Source organism: Enterobacter cloacae complex sp. P17RS (assembly GCF_014895885.1).
In the GTDB taxonomy this organism is placed as follows: Bacteria; Pseudomonadota; Gammaproteobacteria; order Enterobacterales; family Enterobacteriaceae; genus Enterobacter; species Enterobacter bugandensis.
The window spans coordinates 81,318-97,349 of sequence record NZ_JADBQK010000002.1 but is presented as its reverse complement, the minus strand read 5'-3'; the positions used below and the strand labels follow the sequence as shown (position 1 = coordinate 97,349).

16 protein-coding genes, 3 pseudogenes and 1 riboswitch are annotated in these 16,032 nt (G+C 55.1%); of the genes and pseudogenes, 8 read left to right on the top strand and 11 right to left on the bottom strand.

Features of this window, described 5'->3' with window-relative positions:
- The first annotated feature begins 25 nt into the window (after window positions 1-25).
- The gene (gene hldE, locus IM265_RS00910; RefSeq protein ID WP_003862540.1) at window positions 26-1,456 is read left to right on the top strand and encodes a bifunctional D-glycero-beta-D-manno-heptose-7-phosphate kinase/D-glycero-beta-D-manno-heptose 1-phosphate adenylyltransferase HldE; all 1,431 of its coding nucleotides are present in this window, start codon (window positions 26-28) and stop codon (window positions 1,454-1,456) included.
- A 64-nt stretch (window positions 1,457-1,520) separates the two neighbouring features.
- On the opposite strand, the gene ubiK is transcribed toward hldE, so the two are convergent.
- Window positions 1,521-1,817 carry a ubiquinone biosynthesis accessory factor UbiK gene (gene ubiK, locus IM265_RS00905; RefSeq protein ID WP_028014454.1) on the bottom strand — a complete coding sequence of 99 codons (297 nt, stop codon included), beginning with the start codon at window positions 1,815-1,817 and terminating at the stop codon, window positions 1,521-1,523.
- 121 nt (window positions 1,818-1,938) lie between these two features.
- A riboswitch (FMN riboswitch) is annotated at window positions 1,939-2,089 on the top strand.
- Window positions 2,090-2,195: 106 nt separating this feature from the next.
- On the opposite strand from ubiK, the gene ribB reads away from it, so the two are divergent.
- Entirely contained in the window at window positions 2,196-2,849 is a 654-nt protein-coding gene (gene ribB, locus IM265_RS00900) for a 3,4-dihydroxy-2-butanone-4-phosphate synthase (protein ID WP_028017147.1), read from the top strand.
- 44 nt (window positions 2,850-2,893) lie between these two features.
- Here the strand turns inward: ribB and IM265_RS00895 are convergent, their stop codons facing one another.
- The 4 genes and pseudogenes from IM265_RS00895 to IM265_RS00885 form a co-directional block, all read right to left on the bottom strand.
- Window positions 2,894-3,955, bottom strand: a complete 1,062-nt coding sequence (locus IM265_RS00895) for a fimbrial protein (protein ID WP_063438598.1) — start codon at window positions 3,953-3,955, stop codon at window positions 2,894-2,896.
- Window positions 3,939-4,700 carry a molecular chaperone gene (locus IM265_RS00890; RefSeq protein ID WP_048959459.1) on the bottom strand — a complete coding sequence of 254 codons (762 nt, stop codon included), beginning with the start codon at window positions 4,698-4,700 and terminating at the stop codon, window positions 3,939-3,941. The genes IM265_RS00895 and IM265_RS00890 overlap by 17 nt, the downstream gene beginning before the upstream one ends.
- A 9-nt stretch (window positions 4,701-4,709) precedes the next feature.
- Complete coding sequence (locus tag IM265_RS22170; RefSeq protein WP_350308980.1) at window positions 4,710-4,928, bottom strand: FimD/PapC C-terminal domain-containing protein; 219 nt, start codon at window positions 4,926-4,928, stop codon at window positions 4,710-4,712.
- A gap of 48 nt (window positions 4,929-4,976) precedes the next feature.
- Window positions 4,977-6,593 (bottom strand): annotated as a pseudogene (locus IM265_RS00885) (fimbria/pilus outer membrane usher protein); the annotation flags it as partial.
- Here IM265_RS00885 and IM265_RS22165 point away from each other — a divergent pair.
- Window positions 6,543-6,650: pseudogene (locus IM265_RS22165) on the top strand (hypothetical protein); the annotation flags it as partial. The pseudogenes IM265_RS00885 and IM265_RS22165 sit on opposite strands and share 51 nt — an antisense overlap.
- 21 nt (window positions 6,651-6,671) lie before the next feature.
- Here IM265_RS22165 and IM265_RS22160 read toward each other — a convergent pair.
- The 3 genes and pseudogenes from IM265_RS22160 to zupT form a co-directional block, all read right to left on the bottom strand.
- A pseudogene (locus tag IM265_RS22160) lies at window positions 6,672-7,103 on the bottom strand (FimD/PapC N-terminal domain-containing protein); the annotation flags it as partial.
- 118 nt (window positions 7,104-7,221) lie between these two features.
- Window positions 7,222-7,782 carry a fimbrial protein gene (locus IM265_RS00880; RefSeq protein ID WP_126344887.1) on the bottom strand — a complete coding sequence of 187 codons (561 nt, stop codon included), beginning with the start codon at window positions 7,780-7,782 and terminating at the stop codon, window positions 7,222-7,224.
- A gap of 332 nt (window positions 7,783-8,114) precedes the next feature.
- Window positions 8,115-8,888 (bottom strand): zinc transporter ZupT, encoded by a 774-nt coding sequence (gene zupT, locus IM265_RS00875; protein ID WP_028014448.1) that lies wholly within the window; start codon window positions 8,886-8,888, stop codon window positions 8,115-8,117.
- 130 nt (window positions 8,889-9,018) lie between these two features.
- On the opposite strand from zupT, the gene ygiD reads away from it, so the two are divergent.
- Complete coding sequence (ygiD, locus tag IM265_RS00870) at window positions 9,019-9,807, top strand: 4,5-DOPA dioxygenase extradiol (protein WP_193031813.1); 789 nt, start codon at window positions 9,019-9,021, stop codon at window positions 9,805-9,807.
- A 37-nt stretch (window positions 9,808-9,844) separates the two neighbouring features.
- On the opposite strand, the gene IM265_RS00865 is transcribed toward ygiD, so the two are convergent.
- The 3 genes from IM265_RS00865 to tolC form a co-directional block, all read right to left on the bottom strand.
- Complete coding sequence (locus tag IM265_RS00865) at window positions 9,845-11,005, bottom strand: glutathionylspermidine synthase family protein (RefSeq protein WP_047364600.1); 1,161 nt, start codon at window positions 11,003-11,005, stop codon at window positions 9,845-9,847.
- Between the two features lie 2 nt (window positions 11,006-11,007).
- On the bottom strand, window positions 11,008-11,673 hold the full coding sequence (locus IM265_RS00860; RefSeq protein WP_049000611.1) for a DUF1190 family protein: 666 nt from the start codon (window positions 11,671-11,673) through the stop codon (window positions 11,008-11,010).
- A gap of 161 nt (window positions 11,674-11,834) precedes the next feature.
- On the bottom strand, window positions 11,835-13,313 hold the full coding sequence (tolC, locus tag IM265_RS00855; RefSeq protein ID WP_028014444.1) for an outer membrane channel protein TolC: 1,479 nt from the start codon (window positions 13,311-13,313) through the stop codon (window positions 11,835-11,837).
- Window positions 13,314-13,517: 204 nt separating this feature from the next.
- On the opposite strand from tolC, the gene nudF reads away from it, so the two are divergent.
- The 4 genes from nudF to yqiA are packed head-to-tail and all read left to right on the top strand — an operon-like array spanning window position 13,518 to window position 16,005.
- Window positions 13,518-14,150, top strand: coding sequence for an ADP-ribose diphosphatase (gene nudF / locus IM265_RS00850; RefSeq protein WP_193031815.1), 633 nt, complete (start codon window positions 13,518-13,520; stop codon window positions 14,148-14,150).
- On the top strand, window positions 14,147-14,569 hold the full coding sequence (locus tag IM265_RS00845; protein ID WP_003862516.1) for a DUF1249 family protein: 423 nt from the start codon (window positions 14,147-14,149) through the stop codon (window positions 14,567-14,569). The genes nudF and IM265_RS00845 overlap by 4 nt, the downstream gene beginning before the upstream one ends.
- A gap of 27 nt (window positions 14,570-14,596) precedes the next feature.
- Window positions 14,597-15,424, top strand: coding sequence for a 3',5'-cyclic-AMP phosphodiesterase (gene cpdA / locus IM265_RS00840; RefSeq protein WP_028014441.1), 828 nt, complete (start codon window positions 14,597-14,599; stop codon window positions 15,422-15,424).
- Window positions 15,424-16,005, top strand: a complete 582-nt coding sequence (gene yqiA / locus IM265_RS00835) for an esterase YqiA (RefSeq protein WP_041908103.1) — start codon at window positions 15,424-15,426, stop codon at window positions 16,003-16,005. The genes cpdA and yqiA overlap by 1 nt, the downstream gene beginning before the upstream one ends.
- Window positions 16,006-16,032: the final 27 nt, after the last annotated feature.

Below are 16,032 nucleotides of genomic sequence, written 5' to 3'. Positions count from 1 at the left end.
ATTGTGAATCTTTCTGGAGTCAGGAATGAAAGTAACACTGCCAGAGTTTGAACGTGCTGGAGTAATGGTTGTTGGGGATGTGATGCTGGATCGCTACTGGTATGGGCCGACCAGCCGCATCTCTCCGGAAGCACCGGTACCGGTGGTCAAGGTTGACACCATTGAAGAGCGTCCCGGCGGCGCGGCAAACGTGGCGATGAACATAGCCTCGCTGGGCGCGCACTCGCGTCTGGTGGGCCTGACCGGTATCGACGATGCGGCGCGTGCGCTGAGCAAGTCGCTGGCGGACGTGAACGTGAAGTGCGACTTCGTTTCTGTTCCGACACACCCAACCATCACCAAGCTGCGCGTGCTGTCGCGTAACCAGCAGCTGATCCGCCTCGATTTTGAAGAAGGGTTCGAAGGCGTTGATCCCGAGCCGCTGCACGAGCGCATTAACCAGGCGCTGGGCAACATCGGCGCGCTGGTGCTGTCTGACTACGCCAAAGGCGCGCTGGCGAGCGTGCAAACGATGATTCAGCTGGCGCGTAAAGCCAGCGTGCCGGTGCTGATCGATCCGAAAGGCACCGATTTTGAGCGCTATCGCGGCGCAACCCTGCTGACGCCAAACCTTTCTGAGTTCGAAGCGGTGGCGGGCAAGTGTAAAACCGAGGAAGAACTGGTTGAGCGCGGCATGAAGATCATTGCTGACTTCGAGCTGTCCGCGCTGCTGGTCACCCGTTCCGAACAGGGGATGACGCTGCTGCAGCCGGGCAAGGCGCCGCTGCATATGCCAACCCAGGCGCAGGAAGTGTACGACGTGACCGGTGCCGGTGATACGGTGATCGGCGTGCTGGCGGCAACGCTGGCGGCGGGTAACTCCCTGGAAGAGGCGTGCTACTTCGCGAACGCCGCGGCGGGCGTGGTCGTCGGTAAATTGGGTACTTCAACCGTTTCGCCAATCGAGCTGGAAAACGCGGTGCGCGGGCGTGCGGATACCGGTTTTGGCGTGATGACCGAAGACGAGCTGAAGGTGGCCGTCGCCGCCGCGCGCAAGCGCGGTGAAAAAGTGGTGATGACCAACGGCGTGTTTGACATCCTGCACGCGGGCCACGTTTCGTATCTGGCGAATGCGCGCAAGCTGGGCGATCGCCTCATTGTGGCAGTGAACAGCGATGCGTCGACCAAACGCCTGAAGGGCGAAACGCGCCCGGTGAACCCGCTCGAGCAACGTATGATTGTGCTTGGCGCGCTGGAAGCGGTGGACTGGGTGGTGTCGTTTGAAGAAGATACCCCGCAGCGCCTGATTGCCGGGATCCTGCCAGACCTGCTGGTGAAGGGCGGCGATTACAAGCCAGAGCAAATCGCAGGCAGCGAAGAGGTCTGGGCCAACGGCGGTGAGGTGATGGTGCTCAATTTTGAGGATGGGTGTTCAACCACCAACATCATCAAGAAGATCCAGAAAGACAGTCAGTAAAAAACGGGCCAGTTGGCCCGTTTTTTTTCACCCTCTCCCTGTGGGAGAGGGTATCAGGCCGCACTTACTCCTGATCGTCCACCGGTGGAATGGCCGGTGCCGGCTTCACTTCTTCCGGCGCATTGCGGTTTTCCAGCTCGCTCAGACGCTGTTCCAGCAGCGCCAGCTTCTCGCGGGTGCGCAGCAGAACCTGGGTCTGCACGTCAAACTCTTCGCGGCTGACTAAATCAAGGCGAACCAACTGCGCCTGCAGCGTCTGGCGGATTTTCTTCTCAACGTCATCACCAAATTCACGAATGCCCTTTGGCATGGACTCATGAACCTGACGCGCGATCTGCTCAATTTTTTTCGGGTCAATCATAATGGCTTCCCTTGATAAGTCGGTGTTGATGAACATTGTAGCGCGTCATGACCCAGGATAAAGCAGATTTGTTTGAAGCTTATGCATTGCCCAGGTTAATCAATAGCGTTATAGTTATCTCGCTTATTCTCAGGGCGGGGCGAAATTCCCCACCGGCGGTAAATCAGCTTAGCGCTGAAAGCCCGCGAGCGCTTTGGGTGAATTCTCAAAGGTCAGCAGATCCGGTGTAATTCCGGGGCCGACGGTTAAAGTCCGGATGGGAGAGAGTAACGATCCAGTCGGGCATGGGCCCGCTCACGTTATCTTTTTGCCGCTTATACGGCGCTCCTAAGACTGCCCTGATTCTGGTAACCATAATGTTAATGAGGTTTTTTTACCATGAATCAGACGCTACTTTCCTCTTTTGGCACTTCAACTCAACGTGTTGAACATGCACTGGATGCACTGCGCGAAGGCCGCGGTGTGATGGTGCTTGACGATGAAAACCGTGAAAACGAAGGCGACATGATTTTTGCCGCCGAAAACATGACCGTTGAACAGATGGCGCTGACCATCCGTCACGGCAGCGGCATCGTATGCCTGTGTATTACCGAAGATCGTCGTAAGCAGCTTGAGCTGCCGATGATGGTTGAGAACAACACCAGCGCCTTTGGTACCGGCTTTACCGTGACCATTGAAGCGGCGCATGGCGTGACTACCGGTGTATCGGCGGCTGACCGCCTGACCACCGTGCGTGCCGCCATTGCTGATGATGCGAAACCCTCCGATCTGCATCGTCCAGGCCACGTCTTCCCGCTGCGCGCGCAGGCGGGCGGCGTGCTGACCCGTGGCGGTCACACCGAAGCGACGATCGACCTGGTGACACTGGCGGGCTTTAAGCCTGCGGGCGTGCTGTGTGAACTGACCAACGATGACGGCACCATGGCCCGCGCGCCAGAGTGCATCACCTTTGCGCGTCTGCACAACATGCCGGTTGTCACAATTGAAGATCTGGTGGAATACCGCCAGGCGCACGAGCGCAAGGCCAGCTGAGACAGCTAATGTGAAAAAGCCGGGGAAACCCGGCTTTTTTGTCGCTAGTGGTAGTTAATTTTAAACAGCACCACGGTTTCAAACGGTCCGGACTGGATCGCTTTTCCCTCATCCCACGACAGCTCTGCCGTGTACTTTTGCTCATACTGCAACGTACTCCCGGTGAAGTCGGCATACTCCTGGTAGTGGTTGAAGGTAAACGGATCCGTTCCGTTCAGAATACGCAGTTTTAGCCCATTCCCAATCAATAGCGCCGTATCGTCAGCGCTGAGTTTTTCGTTCGTGTAGAATGACGAGTCCATTTTGAATCCATCAGAGCACTGCGCGTCCTGCACCTTGGTGGTTTTGACCGTAAATTCGCGAACGCGCGTTTTCTGGTTCACGATGTCGCGAGCGCTGAAGGTGCCAAAATCGATCTCCTGGTTTTCAGGGTAGATGCTGAAGGTTGCCCCGCAGTCCAGAACGGTAATGTTTTGCAAGCCGTTGATGTGATACTTCAGGTTTTTCGCGTCGGCCATCTGGTTGACCCCGCCTTTACCGTCAAACTGCACCACGATGTAATCGCCGAGGGAACTCACGTAGCCGTGAGGCGGAATCGCCTTAATTTTTACAAACAGGCGAAAGCGGGCAATAAACGTGCGTGTCGGATGAATGTCATCCGGGTTTCCGGAGCAAATCAGGTTTTCCCAGCCCATCTGCCGTATCTGATCCGGTGTATAGATGAGGATATTCTTGTTATCAAGACACTGGCGGGTGTCCACGCCATTCGGCTGGCCCGTGGCATCGTAATCCACCCCTTCGTAGGTTACGCCAAGCTCATAGTAAGGGTCCGTTGCGGCAGGATAAGGGTTAACCCAGGCGAATACGTCTTCCGGCTCAAAGCCGCCGTTGACGTTGTGATCGCAGGTGACCGGGATTTTAATGTCATCTGATTCCCAGATTTTCTGCCCCACCTGCGCGTTGCTGGGGATAGCAAAGGGCGAGATGGTTTTTGTCTCTTCAACCGGCCCGCCTGAAGCACCAAGATAGCAGTCCAGCGCCAGCGCTTCTCTTACGGGCAGAGCGGATATCAGCAGCAGGAACAGCAGATTAGCGAGCTTGCGCATCTTTATCGACCTTATGCTCGCTGAGCGTACATTTCGCCGTACCTGAACATTGCGCGTCGACCTTTTTCAGCGCACCGTAATCATCGATGTAGCCAATGCTGTAGTAGTTGCCGTGATAGTCACCGGTAGAGGTTGTCGCCGTCGCAAACGGGGCGATCATCAGGCTGTCAAAACCGGGCAGCATGGTTTTCGCATTTTTGCTCAGCCACGCCAGCGTGATGTAATAAGGCGTAGGGTTATGCACGGTGAGCCCTTTCGCGTTTGCGGTGACTTCCATACGCATTTCTGCCTGATCGCCTGCCTTTTTGGCGATCGCTTTGGGACGCCAGAATAGTTTGATCCTGCTCTGCATCGCGACCTGCATGACGCTGCGTTCCTCGCTCGCGCTGGAACTTTTCGGCGGCACCTCGCGCAGGTTGAAATAAAACAGCGATTCCCGGTCTTTCGGCAACCGGGCGGTCGCGGCCTGCTTCACAATCCGGACCTGAGACGAGGCGCCCGCTTCAAGACGTTGAATCGGCGGAAGCGCCATAAAATGGCTGTCCTCCTTGCGTCCGTTTTCATCTTCTATCCAGGAGAGCGCCAGATAAGGCAACGTTTTGCTCTGATTATCAATCTTGAGGCTGCTGGCCTTATCGCTTTCCGGAAACACAATGCGGGTGCGGTCCAGGTTAACGGCGGCGTGGGTGGTAAATGCGGTGCCGATTAACATCAGGCACAGGCTAGTGAATGAGGTCAGTTTCATCATGGTTTCTTACTGGCATGGCAGTATCAACTGCATACTGTTTTCAAGGTGTGAAGGCAGCGAGAAGCGACACTGCTGATTGTCACCCCACGTTACCCGGAATTGTTGTTCAGGCTCGACTGCTCCCAGCCAGACGTGGCCTTCGTCGGCGACCATGCCGATTTGCTGGTCACTTTCCAGCAGGTGAACAATCGCGCCCAGCGGCGGAGTGCCGGCTGGCGTACGGATAATGCCGGCAATATCGTTGCCAGCGCGCGTGGCAATCTGGCGGTAGCCAATCGCCCCCTCGGTCCAGGTGGTGGTCGTGATGCGGTTGTCCACATCGACGCCGTCAGGCAGGTTATCCAGATTGACCTGTACGCTGGCGGGAGAGTAACTGGAAACCGACGGTAAAACGCCGATACCAAAGCGGTTGGTTTCATCCCGCGACATGTTCAGCGGAATGTTGCCGACGCCGTCGGTGCTGACCATTACGCGCGGTTCGTTTCCGTAGCTGCGACGGTGCAGCGCCGCGCCTTTGGCCGTTGAGGTAAACGAGCCATTCCAGCTGGCGCTCAGGGAGTTATATTCATCAGCTTTATAACTTCCGGAGATATTCAGATCGCCAAACGGTGAATAATGCTGATAGTTGCCGCTCATCTGTGCGCCCGCGTCCGCGTGTTCACTCTCCGTCCCCGCGGAGACGCCCCAGGTATTATTGCGATCGGACGTGTCGTACCAGGAGACATTTTGGCTCAGGCTATCGCTGTTGTGCAGATCGTAACTGAGGCGATGATCCGGATCGATCGGTACGCTCAGGGAAAGATAAAACTGCGTATCGTCGTCTTCATCTTCGTAATGCGTCTTGCTCCAGGAGAGGGTGACGCCGAGGTTTTTCCAGCGCCCCAGATCAAAGTTATAGCCTGCGGTAATGCTTCCGGTCGTGGACGGGGCTTCGTTCCACCAGGTCTGACGCAGTACGTTGACGTAGAGGTTGAGCGATAACGAGCTGATGTACTGGCTGGCGGTTACGCTCAGCGTCTGCTTTTCTGTCTGACGATCGTTGTCGTCATAATCAAGGAAGCGGGCATAGCTCAGGAATTTCCGATCGGAGTAGCGGTAGCTGGCAAGCGTAAGCTGGCTGCCGGTGGTATCGAAACGCTTACTGTAGTTAAAACGGTAGCTGTAACCCGTCTGGCTATCCTGGAAGGGGAGCTGGCTGGTGGCCTGCGTGACGTCAAAAGAGAGGGCACCCAGATGCGCCATATTTTGCCCGATCCCGGCTGCAATGGAACGGTAATGATCCCCGTCGGCAAGCGTCCCGCCATAGAGCGAGGTGTTTGACAGCATTCCCCATGAGAATTCACCGCTCATAAAACCGGTGTCTTCGACGTCATGAGAGGCGTCTTTACGCGCTTTACCCGCCGCCAGCTTGTAGCGAACCTGCCCTTTACGCGTTAAAAAAGGCACCGATTCCGCCGAGACCTGGAAGGTGCTGACGCGCCCGTCTTCCTCCGTCACTTTTACGTCCAGCGTCCCCTGAACGGACTGGTTAAGATCCTGAATAACAAAGGGGCCAGGCGGAACTTTACTTTGATAAATTACGCGATCGGACAGGCTGACGGTGACGGTCGCGTTGGTTTGCGCGATACCGGTAATTTGTGGCGCATAGCCACGCAGCGACCAGGGGAGCATGCGCTCATCGCTGATCAGGGAGGCGCCGGTATAGGTAAAAGCGTCAAAGATTGAGGACTGGAAGTCCGTTTCACCCAGCGTCAGCTTAGCACCAAGTGAAGGAAGAGGGCGGAACATGTAGACGCGCGAAAAGCGTCCGTCATGATCCGAACCTGCATCGGTATGCGTTTGGCTGTACTGATAATCACTGCGCAGGCGCCATGCGCCCATATTCGCGCCCGCCGTGCCATAGGTGTTGGCGTTGTTGGTGCTGCTGCCGTCGCTGGGCTGATAGTGGCTGGCGAACAGGTTGTAATCCAGAATCACGCCCGGTACGCCATTGTCCCACGTTGCGGGTGGCATCCAGTCGGCGGCGCGGTACTGCAACCATGCCTGGGGTACGGTGACCTTCAGCGTCTGGGTCGCTTGTTCAAAATTAAAGGTGATATCCGGTCTGGAGGAAAAGTCGACGCATCCCTCTTTTTCGGGTAAGGCGTCGCGGACTTCCTCTTTCAGGGCAAACGTATCCGCCAGTTCAGGAGGAATACACACCTGTACCGTGTTATTTACCTCTTTCCAGCTAAGCTGCCAGCCGTTAGCCAGCGGTGTGTCGTTAATTGATACGGTAACAAAATAGCTGCCAGGGGTAACCGCTATTTCATTTTTAAAAAGGGAGAGATCAACGCTGCCCCGCTGGTCTTTATCAATGGCATTGATATTAAACTCGGTGGCAGAGGCAATCTTCGTCATTAACAGGGACGCAATGATGATTTTAGATTGTAATTTATATGTCATCATCCTGTTACCAAAATAATATCACATACCGGCTGGCAAATAATGCCAGCCGGTTTTATCGTGATGCATTGCCTTATTTGTACATCAGCACATAGTTGGCAGTCGCTTCAACCTGACCCGCTGTGGCAGTTTTACCCTGAGCAACTTCCATTAATGCTTTGAAGTGCAGAGTCTGAGTGGTGGAACCCGACAGCAGATCGACCGTTTGAGCCGAACCCAGGGTGATGTTGGCTTCGTTGTTGTCCAGCAGACGAACACCGACGTTTTGAGCACCGCTAGCATAGGTGTTGCTCATCAGGCTGGTGTCAGTAGCGTCAGTTGCTGCGCTGGTGAAGGTCACGTCAACTTTGGTCACTGGCGTATCCGTTTCGTCCGCCGGATCGTCAAGCTGGCAGTTCTCCAGATTGATATCAACCGGAACAGCGGTTGATTTTTTGTTAGCGTTAATCACGGCAGTGGTGACTTCACCCAGGTCCACTTCTTTATCAACGCTGTCTGGTGCAATGCTGCACGGTGCATCAATGACCACGCCTTTGAATTTGATTTTGCCGGAACCCTGGTCATCAGCAAAAGCAGAACCCGAAACAATGGCAGCCATAGCAACCGCTAACAGTACTTTTTTACCCATATACATGAAAATATCCTTTTTCAATTGAATTCATAATCTGAATATTAATTTCAGAATACTCGTAAAGTATAACGGGTTGAGGGCGGCTTTTACGATTAATGAGGCTTAAAGATATTTTTAGAGGAGGTTAATATATAATTTATTACTATCGTAACCGATTAATATTTCATGCAGCAGCGGTTTTTTAAGCGCAATTTAATTGGGGAATATTGCGCTTAAAAATATCCATAAAAACTCTTGATTTTCCAATTGTAAATACAGAGCCGCAGACAGTGTAAAATGCAACGGCTGCGCTGGGGCGCATCAAAGAATTGCCCTCATCGATGAGGGCATCCGTGTCAGCCTATACCTGCCGTTTGCAGCAGAACCAGGCTTAACCCCATCACCGACATGCCGCACAGCACGCCGTAGCTGGGATTATTGTTAGGATCGATCTCTTTCGCCAGCGGCATCAGCTCATCTACGGAGAGCGCAACCATAATCCCGGCCACGGCAGCCATAATCGCCGCCATCACGACAGGGGAGACGAGGCTTCCAAGGATCAGCCACGCCAGCACGCCGCCGAGAATTTCGGCCATCCCGGAAATCCCCGCCCAGAAGACGGCAGTACGTTTTGAACCCGTTGCGGCATAAACCGGCCCGGCCACGGCAAGTCCTTCAGGAATATTGTGTAAGGCTACCGCCAGCGCGACACCAAATCCCATTTCCAGATTGCTGCTGGCCGTGACATACGTGGCGACACCTTCCGGGAAGTTGTGCAGGCTGATACCCAGCGTCAGCAGGATCGCCGTGCGCTTGATGTTGCCGGGGATTGGAGTAACGCTTTTTTGCATCAAATCCTGAGGGTGGGCGTGGGGCAGCATACGGTCGAGCGCAAAATAGCCCAGCAGACCAACGATGAACATGCCGTAGCCCAGAACCGGAGACATTCCCTCGGTGTGAAGCGCTGCTGGCAGCATCTCCATCAGCGAGATAAGCAGCATGATCCCAGCGGCGAAGCCCAGCGAGAACGCCAGAAGACGATTAGACGGTTTTTGCCCGAGCACGCCGAGGAACGCACCGATAAAGGTCGCGGCACCCGCAAGCACGGTCAAAATTAAGGGTACTGACATGCACTCTCCTTAAGCGATATCTTACGTTCAAATTTCCTGATGATGATCTTCACGGTTATCTGCGTTTATCTTCACCTGAATGCGCGTAATGTAGAACCATCAAATTGACACCTTCTCTAAGGATACCACCATGTCTTCTTCTCGTATGCCTGCACTGTTTTTAGGCCACGGCAGCCCAATGAACGTTCTGGAAGACAACGTTTATACCCGCGCCTGGCGTCATCTGGGGGAGACATTGCCGCGTCCGAAGGCGATTGTGGTGGTGTCTGCGCACTGGTTTACCCGTGGTACCGGCGTGACGGCCATGGAAACGCCTAAAACCATTCATGATTTCGGCGGCTTCCCGCAGGCGCTGTATGATACGCATTATCCGGCTCCCGGCTCGCCTGCGCTGGCACAGCGGCTGGTAGAGTTGCTCGCACCTGTTCCAGTGACGCTGGATAAAGAAGCCTGGGGATTTGACCACGGCTCGTGGGGCGTACTGATTAAGATGTACCCTGATGCAGATATTCCGATGGTGCAGTTAAGCATCGACAGCACTAAACCGGCGGCCTGGCATCTGGAAATGGGCCGCAAACTGGCGACCCTGCGTGATGAGGGCATCATGCTGGTGGCAAGCGGCAACGTGGTGCATAACCTGCGTACGGCGCGCTGGCACGGTGAGAACACGCCATACCCGTGGGCGAGCGCTTTTAACGCCTACGTCAAAGCGAACCTGACCTGGCAAGGCCCGGTTGAGAAGCATCCGTTAGTGAACTATCTGGATCACGAAGGCGGTTCGCTCTCTAACCCGACGCCGGAACACTTCCTGCCGCTGCTGTATGTGTTAGGTGCATTTGACGGTCAGGAGCCGGTTACCATTCCGGTTGACGGCATTGAGATGGGCAGTTTGAGTATGCTGTCGGTGCAGGTGGGGTAAAAACATGCCCGGTAAGCGTAGCGCCACCGGGCAAGTTTTATTCAACAAAAATATGCGGATAGAACCGTGACAGATCCTGCGTAATCAACGCGCGATCTTCGCGAATACCAATCCCGGCAGGTTGATCGTTAATAAGCCAGCTGCCGATCAGCGTATAGCTGTCGCCAAACTTCGGCAGTTGATAAAACTCCTGGACGATCATCCCTTCTTCACCGTACGGCCCTTCAACCGCTTCCAGCGTTTTACCGTTTTCGATAATGGAGACGTTCGCGCCTTCGCGGGAAAAGATAGGCTTAACGACGTATTTCTCCATCGGCGGGAACTCATCTTCGGCAAAGTAAGCTGGCAACAGGTTAGGGTGGTTCGGGAACATCTCCCACAGCATCGGCAGCAGGGCTTTGTTGGAGATAATGCTCTTCCACGCCGGTTCCAGCCAGCGCACGCCCGCGTCTTCCAGCTTGGTGGAGAACATTTCACGCAGCATATATTCCCACGGATAGAGCTTGAACAGGTTGCTGATCACCTGATCCTGCATATCCGTAAACTGACCTTTTTCACCCAGGCCGATATCCTCGATATAGAGGAATTCAGTCGCCACTTCCGCTTCGGCCGCGCAGTCCTGCAGATACTGAACCGTGCCCCTGTCTTCTTCCGTGTCGCGACAGCAGGCAAGATGCAGCAGATTGAAGCCAAACTGCTCCCGCAGTTCGGCGAAACGCTCAATCAGCTTTTCCTGCAGGCTGTTGAACTGGTCGCTACCTTCCGGCAGGTTTCCGGCGTTCATCTGATCTTCCAGCCAAATCCACTGGAAGAATGCCGCTTCGTAAAGAGAGGTCGGCGTATCCGCGTTGTTTTCTAAAAGCTTCGGCTCACCCACGCCATCCCACGCCAGATCGAGGCGAGAGTAAAGCGAAGGCTGATTCGTTTTCCACGACTGACGGACGAAACTCCAGGTGTGCTTCGGAATACGGAATTTAGTCATCAGCTCGTCGCTGTCGATGACTTTATCCACCACCTTCAGGCACATCTGGTGCAGCTCGGCCGTCACCTCTTCCAGTTTTTCCACCTGGTCGAGCGTCAGTTTGTAGTAAGCATCTTCACACCAGTACGGCTCGCCGTACATGGTGTGGAAGTTAAAACCGTATTCAGTGGCTTTTTCGCGCCAGTCCGGGCGCTCGGTAATACCGACTCGTTCCATGATCAGCCGCCCATTGAGCGAGTGGAAGTGCCTGTTGCACTACGCTGCATGCTGGTCTGTTTCGCCACAGACTCACCGAACCCACCGCGGGTGATGGTGCTGGTGGTCGCAGGCTTCGGCGCCATCGCGGTTTTCGGGACGGTCACGGTGCGGCCCGGGGTCGCTGCGCCATAACCTTTGCCGCTGGCATCGGTATATTGACCATAAGCCGGGCTGGCCGGGTTTTTCGAGCTAAACAGCGGTTGCTGCTGATAGCCCGCACCGCCTCCCATCAGGCGGCCCATCATGTAGCCTGCCATTAATGGCATCCAGAAGCTGCCGCTGGACTGCGCCTGCGCCTGATTTTCCGGCGCAGTACCTGCCTGAGCTGGCGTCTGCTGACACTGTCCTTCACCAAATTCCGCCACGCAGTCTTCGCGTGAGGCGTATTTCGGCGCGGTGCGTTCCGCTTCTTTCAGGGCGTTGGTGTAGGCGGTTTTACATTCTGCTGTCTGGCCGGTTGCGGCGGAGCAGTCGTCCGCGTTTTGATACAGCGAAACCGTTTCGTCGTTTTTCTCACAGCCTGCCAGCATAAAGACAGCGGTTACTGCCAGCGCAACAGGGGTGAGATGACGTGCGTTCCAGCTTTTGCGGAACGACGCGTGGTTAATCGTTTTTGTCCGTTTCATGTTTGTCTTCCAGGACCCAGTGGTAATAACGCTCAGGATAGTGGATGAGTGGTTGAAAATGAAGCGAAGAGGGGCGGAATCAGGGGGATCTTTACGTTGGCTTACGTTCGGGTGTGATTCAGCTGCGCCCTCTCCCGGTGAGAGAGGGCGTGATAACACTCTTAGTTACGGAACGGGTTAGAACCGCTGCTTGCAGGTGCCGTGCTACGCGCGGCCGCTGGCTGTGCGGCAGGGGCGCTGCCGTTAGCGTTGAAGTTATCAACGGCGGCAACCTGCTCCGGGTTCTCCGGCGCAACGCTGTCCGGCGAGGTAGAGACCGGCTTGCCCAGCGCGCTGTTCAGCATCTGCAGGTCTTGCTCGTTCAGCGTACCCAGAGCCTGCTTAATGTTCAGCTGGTTAATCAGGTACTGATAACGCGCGCTGGAGAGCTGCTGTTTCGCGTTGTACAGCGTGGTGGTCGCGTCGAGCACGTCAACGATAGTACGTGTACCGACCGAGTAACCCGCTTCCATCGCGTCCAGGGAGCTCTGTGCAGACACAACGGCCTGTTTATAGGCGTTGATGCTACTGATAGACGCGTTCACGTTGTTGAAGGACGAACGCACGGTCTGCACCACGTTGCGGTGCGCGCTTTCCAGCTGCTCGCTCGCGCCAACAAAGTTGTACTGCGCCTGTTTCACCTGAGAGTTTACCTGACCGCCCTGGTACAGTGGCAGAGAGAAGCTCAGGCCCACTTTGTTCTGACCCATATTGCTGTCGTCATACTGGGCAGAATTGGTTTTAGAGCCGCTATAGGTCGTGTCAGAAACGCCGGTGGACGCGCTCAGGCTCAGGGTTGGCAGATGGCCGTCCTGCGCCTGACGAATTTGCTCGCGGGCCAGGTCCTGGCTCAGACGCGCCTGCAGCAACGTCAGGTTGCGGTTTTCCGCCTCTTTCAGCAGGGCGTTAACGGCTTGCGGCTTATCCGTTTTGAAGCTATCCACGTTCAGGGAGGCCAGCTCAGGGTAGTAATTCCCGGTCACCTGGCGCAGGGATTCCAGCGCGTTGTCGAGGTTATTACGCGCGGTCACTTCGTTGGCCAGCACGGTGTCGTACTGTGAACGGGCGTTCTGCACGTCGGTGATCGCCACCAGACCCACGTTGAAGCGCTGGGTGGTTTGATCCAACTGGCGGTAGATCGCCTGTTTCTGCGCTTCGGTGTAGGAGAGCGCGTCAATGGCGCTCAGCACGTTGAAGTACGCGGTGGCAGTATTCAGGATCAGCGTTTGCTGGTCGGTCTGATAGGTCACATCCTGGATGCCCGCGCTCTTTTCCTGCAGGGTCAGGGCGCGCCATTTGGACATATCAAACAGCGTCTGTGTTAATTGCAGTGAGGCGCTGGTAGCATTGGAGTTAACGCCGTTAGCGTCGCGGAAACCGTTGCTGTAGGTATAATCTGCACCTAAACCTAACTGCGGCAGCAGTGGGCTACGCGCTTCGTTAATCTTTTCAAACGCAGCATCACGATCGGCCGCTGATTTACGTAAATCAGGGTTGCCCAGACGTGCCTGCTGGTAGACCTGTAACAGGTTTTCCGCCTGGCTCATTGCACTGAAGCCCGTCAGGCTCAGGCCGATAAGGATGGGGAGCAATTTCTTCATTTGCATTCCTTGTTGTGAAGCAGTATTAGCGCTGATCTAATTAAAAAATAATTGCCGATTCTAACAGAATCATCCACACCAAAAGGTTGGCGTTACGTGCCATCTGGCGGTAATTTGCACCAATCTACCATATAGCCTTACAAACGGCAGCCAAACAGCCTTGAAATTCATAATTTCATCACCATTGCTACCAGGACTCGACTCATGCAAAAACCAGAAAAGTTGCCCGTGACATTCGCCAAAAACGATGTAGAAATTATTGCACGAGAAACGCTTTATAGCGGTTTTTTTTCGATGGATCTTTACCGTTTCAGGCATCGCCTGTTCAACGGTGAAATGAGCGGCGAAATCAGACGTGAAATTTTTGAGCGCGGGCATGCGGCTGTCTTGCTACCCTTTGACCCAGTGCGTGACGAAGTCGTGCTGGTGGAGCAGATCCGCATTGCCTCGTATGACACCAGTGAAAGCCCGTGGTTGCTGGAGATGGTGGCAGGGATGATCGAAGAGGGCGAGTCGGTTGAAGACGTCGCCCGTCGCGAGGCGCTGGAAGAGGCCGGGCTGGTGGTAGGCCGCACTAAACCGGTGTTGAGCTATCTGGCGAGTCCGGGTGGCACCAGCGAACGCTTATCCATTATGGTGGGCGAAGTGGACGCCACGACCGCAGAAGGTATTCACGGTCTGGCTGATGAAAACGAAGATATTCGGGTTCATGTGGTGAGCCGGGAACAGGCTTATCAGTGGGTAGAAGAGGGGAAAATCGACAACGCAGCGTCTGTCATCGCCCTGCAATGGCTGCAGCTGCATTATCAGACATTACGAAACGAGTGGAAAAAATGAAGCGCTATACGCCTGACTTCCCAGAAATGATGCGCCTGTGCGAAACCAATTTCGCACAGCTGCGCCGCCTGCTGCCGAGAAACGACGCACCCGGCGAAACGGTAAGCTATCAGGTGAGCAACGCGCAGTATCGGTTAACGATAACAGAATCAACGCGCTACACTACGCTGGTGGAAATAGAACAAACAGCGCCCAGCATCAGCTACTGGAGCCTGCCGTCAATGACGGTGCGTCTCTATCATGACGCGATGGTCGCTGAAGTGTGTTCAAGTCAGCAGATCTTTCGCTTCAAGGCGCGGTATGATTATCCGAATAAAAAGTTGCATCAACGCGACGAAAAGCATCAAATTAACCAGTTTTTAGCCGACTGGCTAAGATATTGTTTAGCACATGGAGCAATGGCGATTCCGGTTTGTTAGCGTCATAAACCTACCTAAGGACACCATTTGGAAAGCCTGTTGAACCTGACTGTTGCTGGTGGGGCGCCAGTCAGGATATTACAAATCACCGATACCCACCTTTTTGCCGAAAAGCATGAAACTTTGCTGGGGGTTAATACCTGGGAGAGTTATCAGGCGGTACTGAGCGCCATTCACGCTGAACATCGCGACTGCGACCTGATTGTCGCAACGGGCGATCTGGCGCAGGACCAGTCCTCCGCGGCCTACCAGCATTTTGCTGAAGGCATCGCGAGCTTTAGCGTGCCTTGCGTCTGGCTGCCCGGAAACCACGATTTCCAGCCCGCAATGTACAGCTCCCTTCAGGATGCGGGGATTTCTCCGGCGAAGTGCGTATTTGCGGGTGAACAGTGGCAGATCCTGCTGCTGGACAGCCAGGTATTTGGCGTCCCGCACGGTGAATTAAGCGAGTTTCAACTCGACTGGCTGGAGACCAAACTGGCTGCCGAACCTGAACGTCATACGCTGCTGTTGCTTCATCATCATCCGCTGCCGGCGGGCTGCAGCTGGCTGGATCAGCACAGCCTGCGTAACTCCGCGGCGCTGGATAGCGTGCTGGCGAAATACCCGCGCGTGAAACACCTGCTGTGCGGACACATCCATCAGGAACAGGATCTCGACTGGAACGGACGCCGCATGCTGGCGACGCCGTCAACCTGTGTGCAGTTTAAGCCGCACTGCGCCAACTTTACGCTGGATACCATCGCGCCAGGCTGGCGCTGGCTGGAACTGCATGCCGACGGCACGCTGACCACGGAAGTCTGCCGTCTGGCAGGCGCAGAGTTCCGCCCGGATACCGCTTCAGAAGGCTACTGATGTCTACGCTCCTTTATCTGCACGGATTCAACAGCTCGCCGCGCTCCGCAAAAGCGACGCAGTTTCGCCAGTGGCTGAGCGAGCATCACCCCCACGTTGAGATGATTATCCCGCAGCTGCCGCCGTACCCGGCGGAGGCGGCGGAAATGCTCGAGTCGATCGTGCTTGAACACGGCGGTGAATCCTTTGGCGTAGTCGGCTCATCGCTGGGCGGGTACTATGCCACCTGGCTCTCACAATGCTTTATGCTGCCCGCCGTTGTGGTTAATCCGGCGGTACGGCCATTTGAGCTGCTGAGGGACTTTCTTGGCGAAAACGAGAACCCCTACACCGGGCAGCAATATGTGCTAGAGTCACGCCATATTTACGATCTCAAAGTTATGCAGGTCGACCCGCTTGAAGCGCCGGATCTCATCTGGCTGCTGCAGCAGACGGGTGATGAAGTGCTGGATTACCGCCAGGCAGTGGCGTATTACGCCTCCTGCCGCCAGACTATAGAAGAGGGCGGAAACCATGCTTTCACGGGCTTTGAGGATCATTTCACCCAGATTGTCGATTTTCTTGGACTGCACAGCCACTGACAATCAATGCGAATTGCTAGTTTAAAT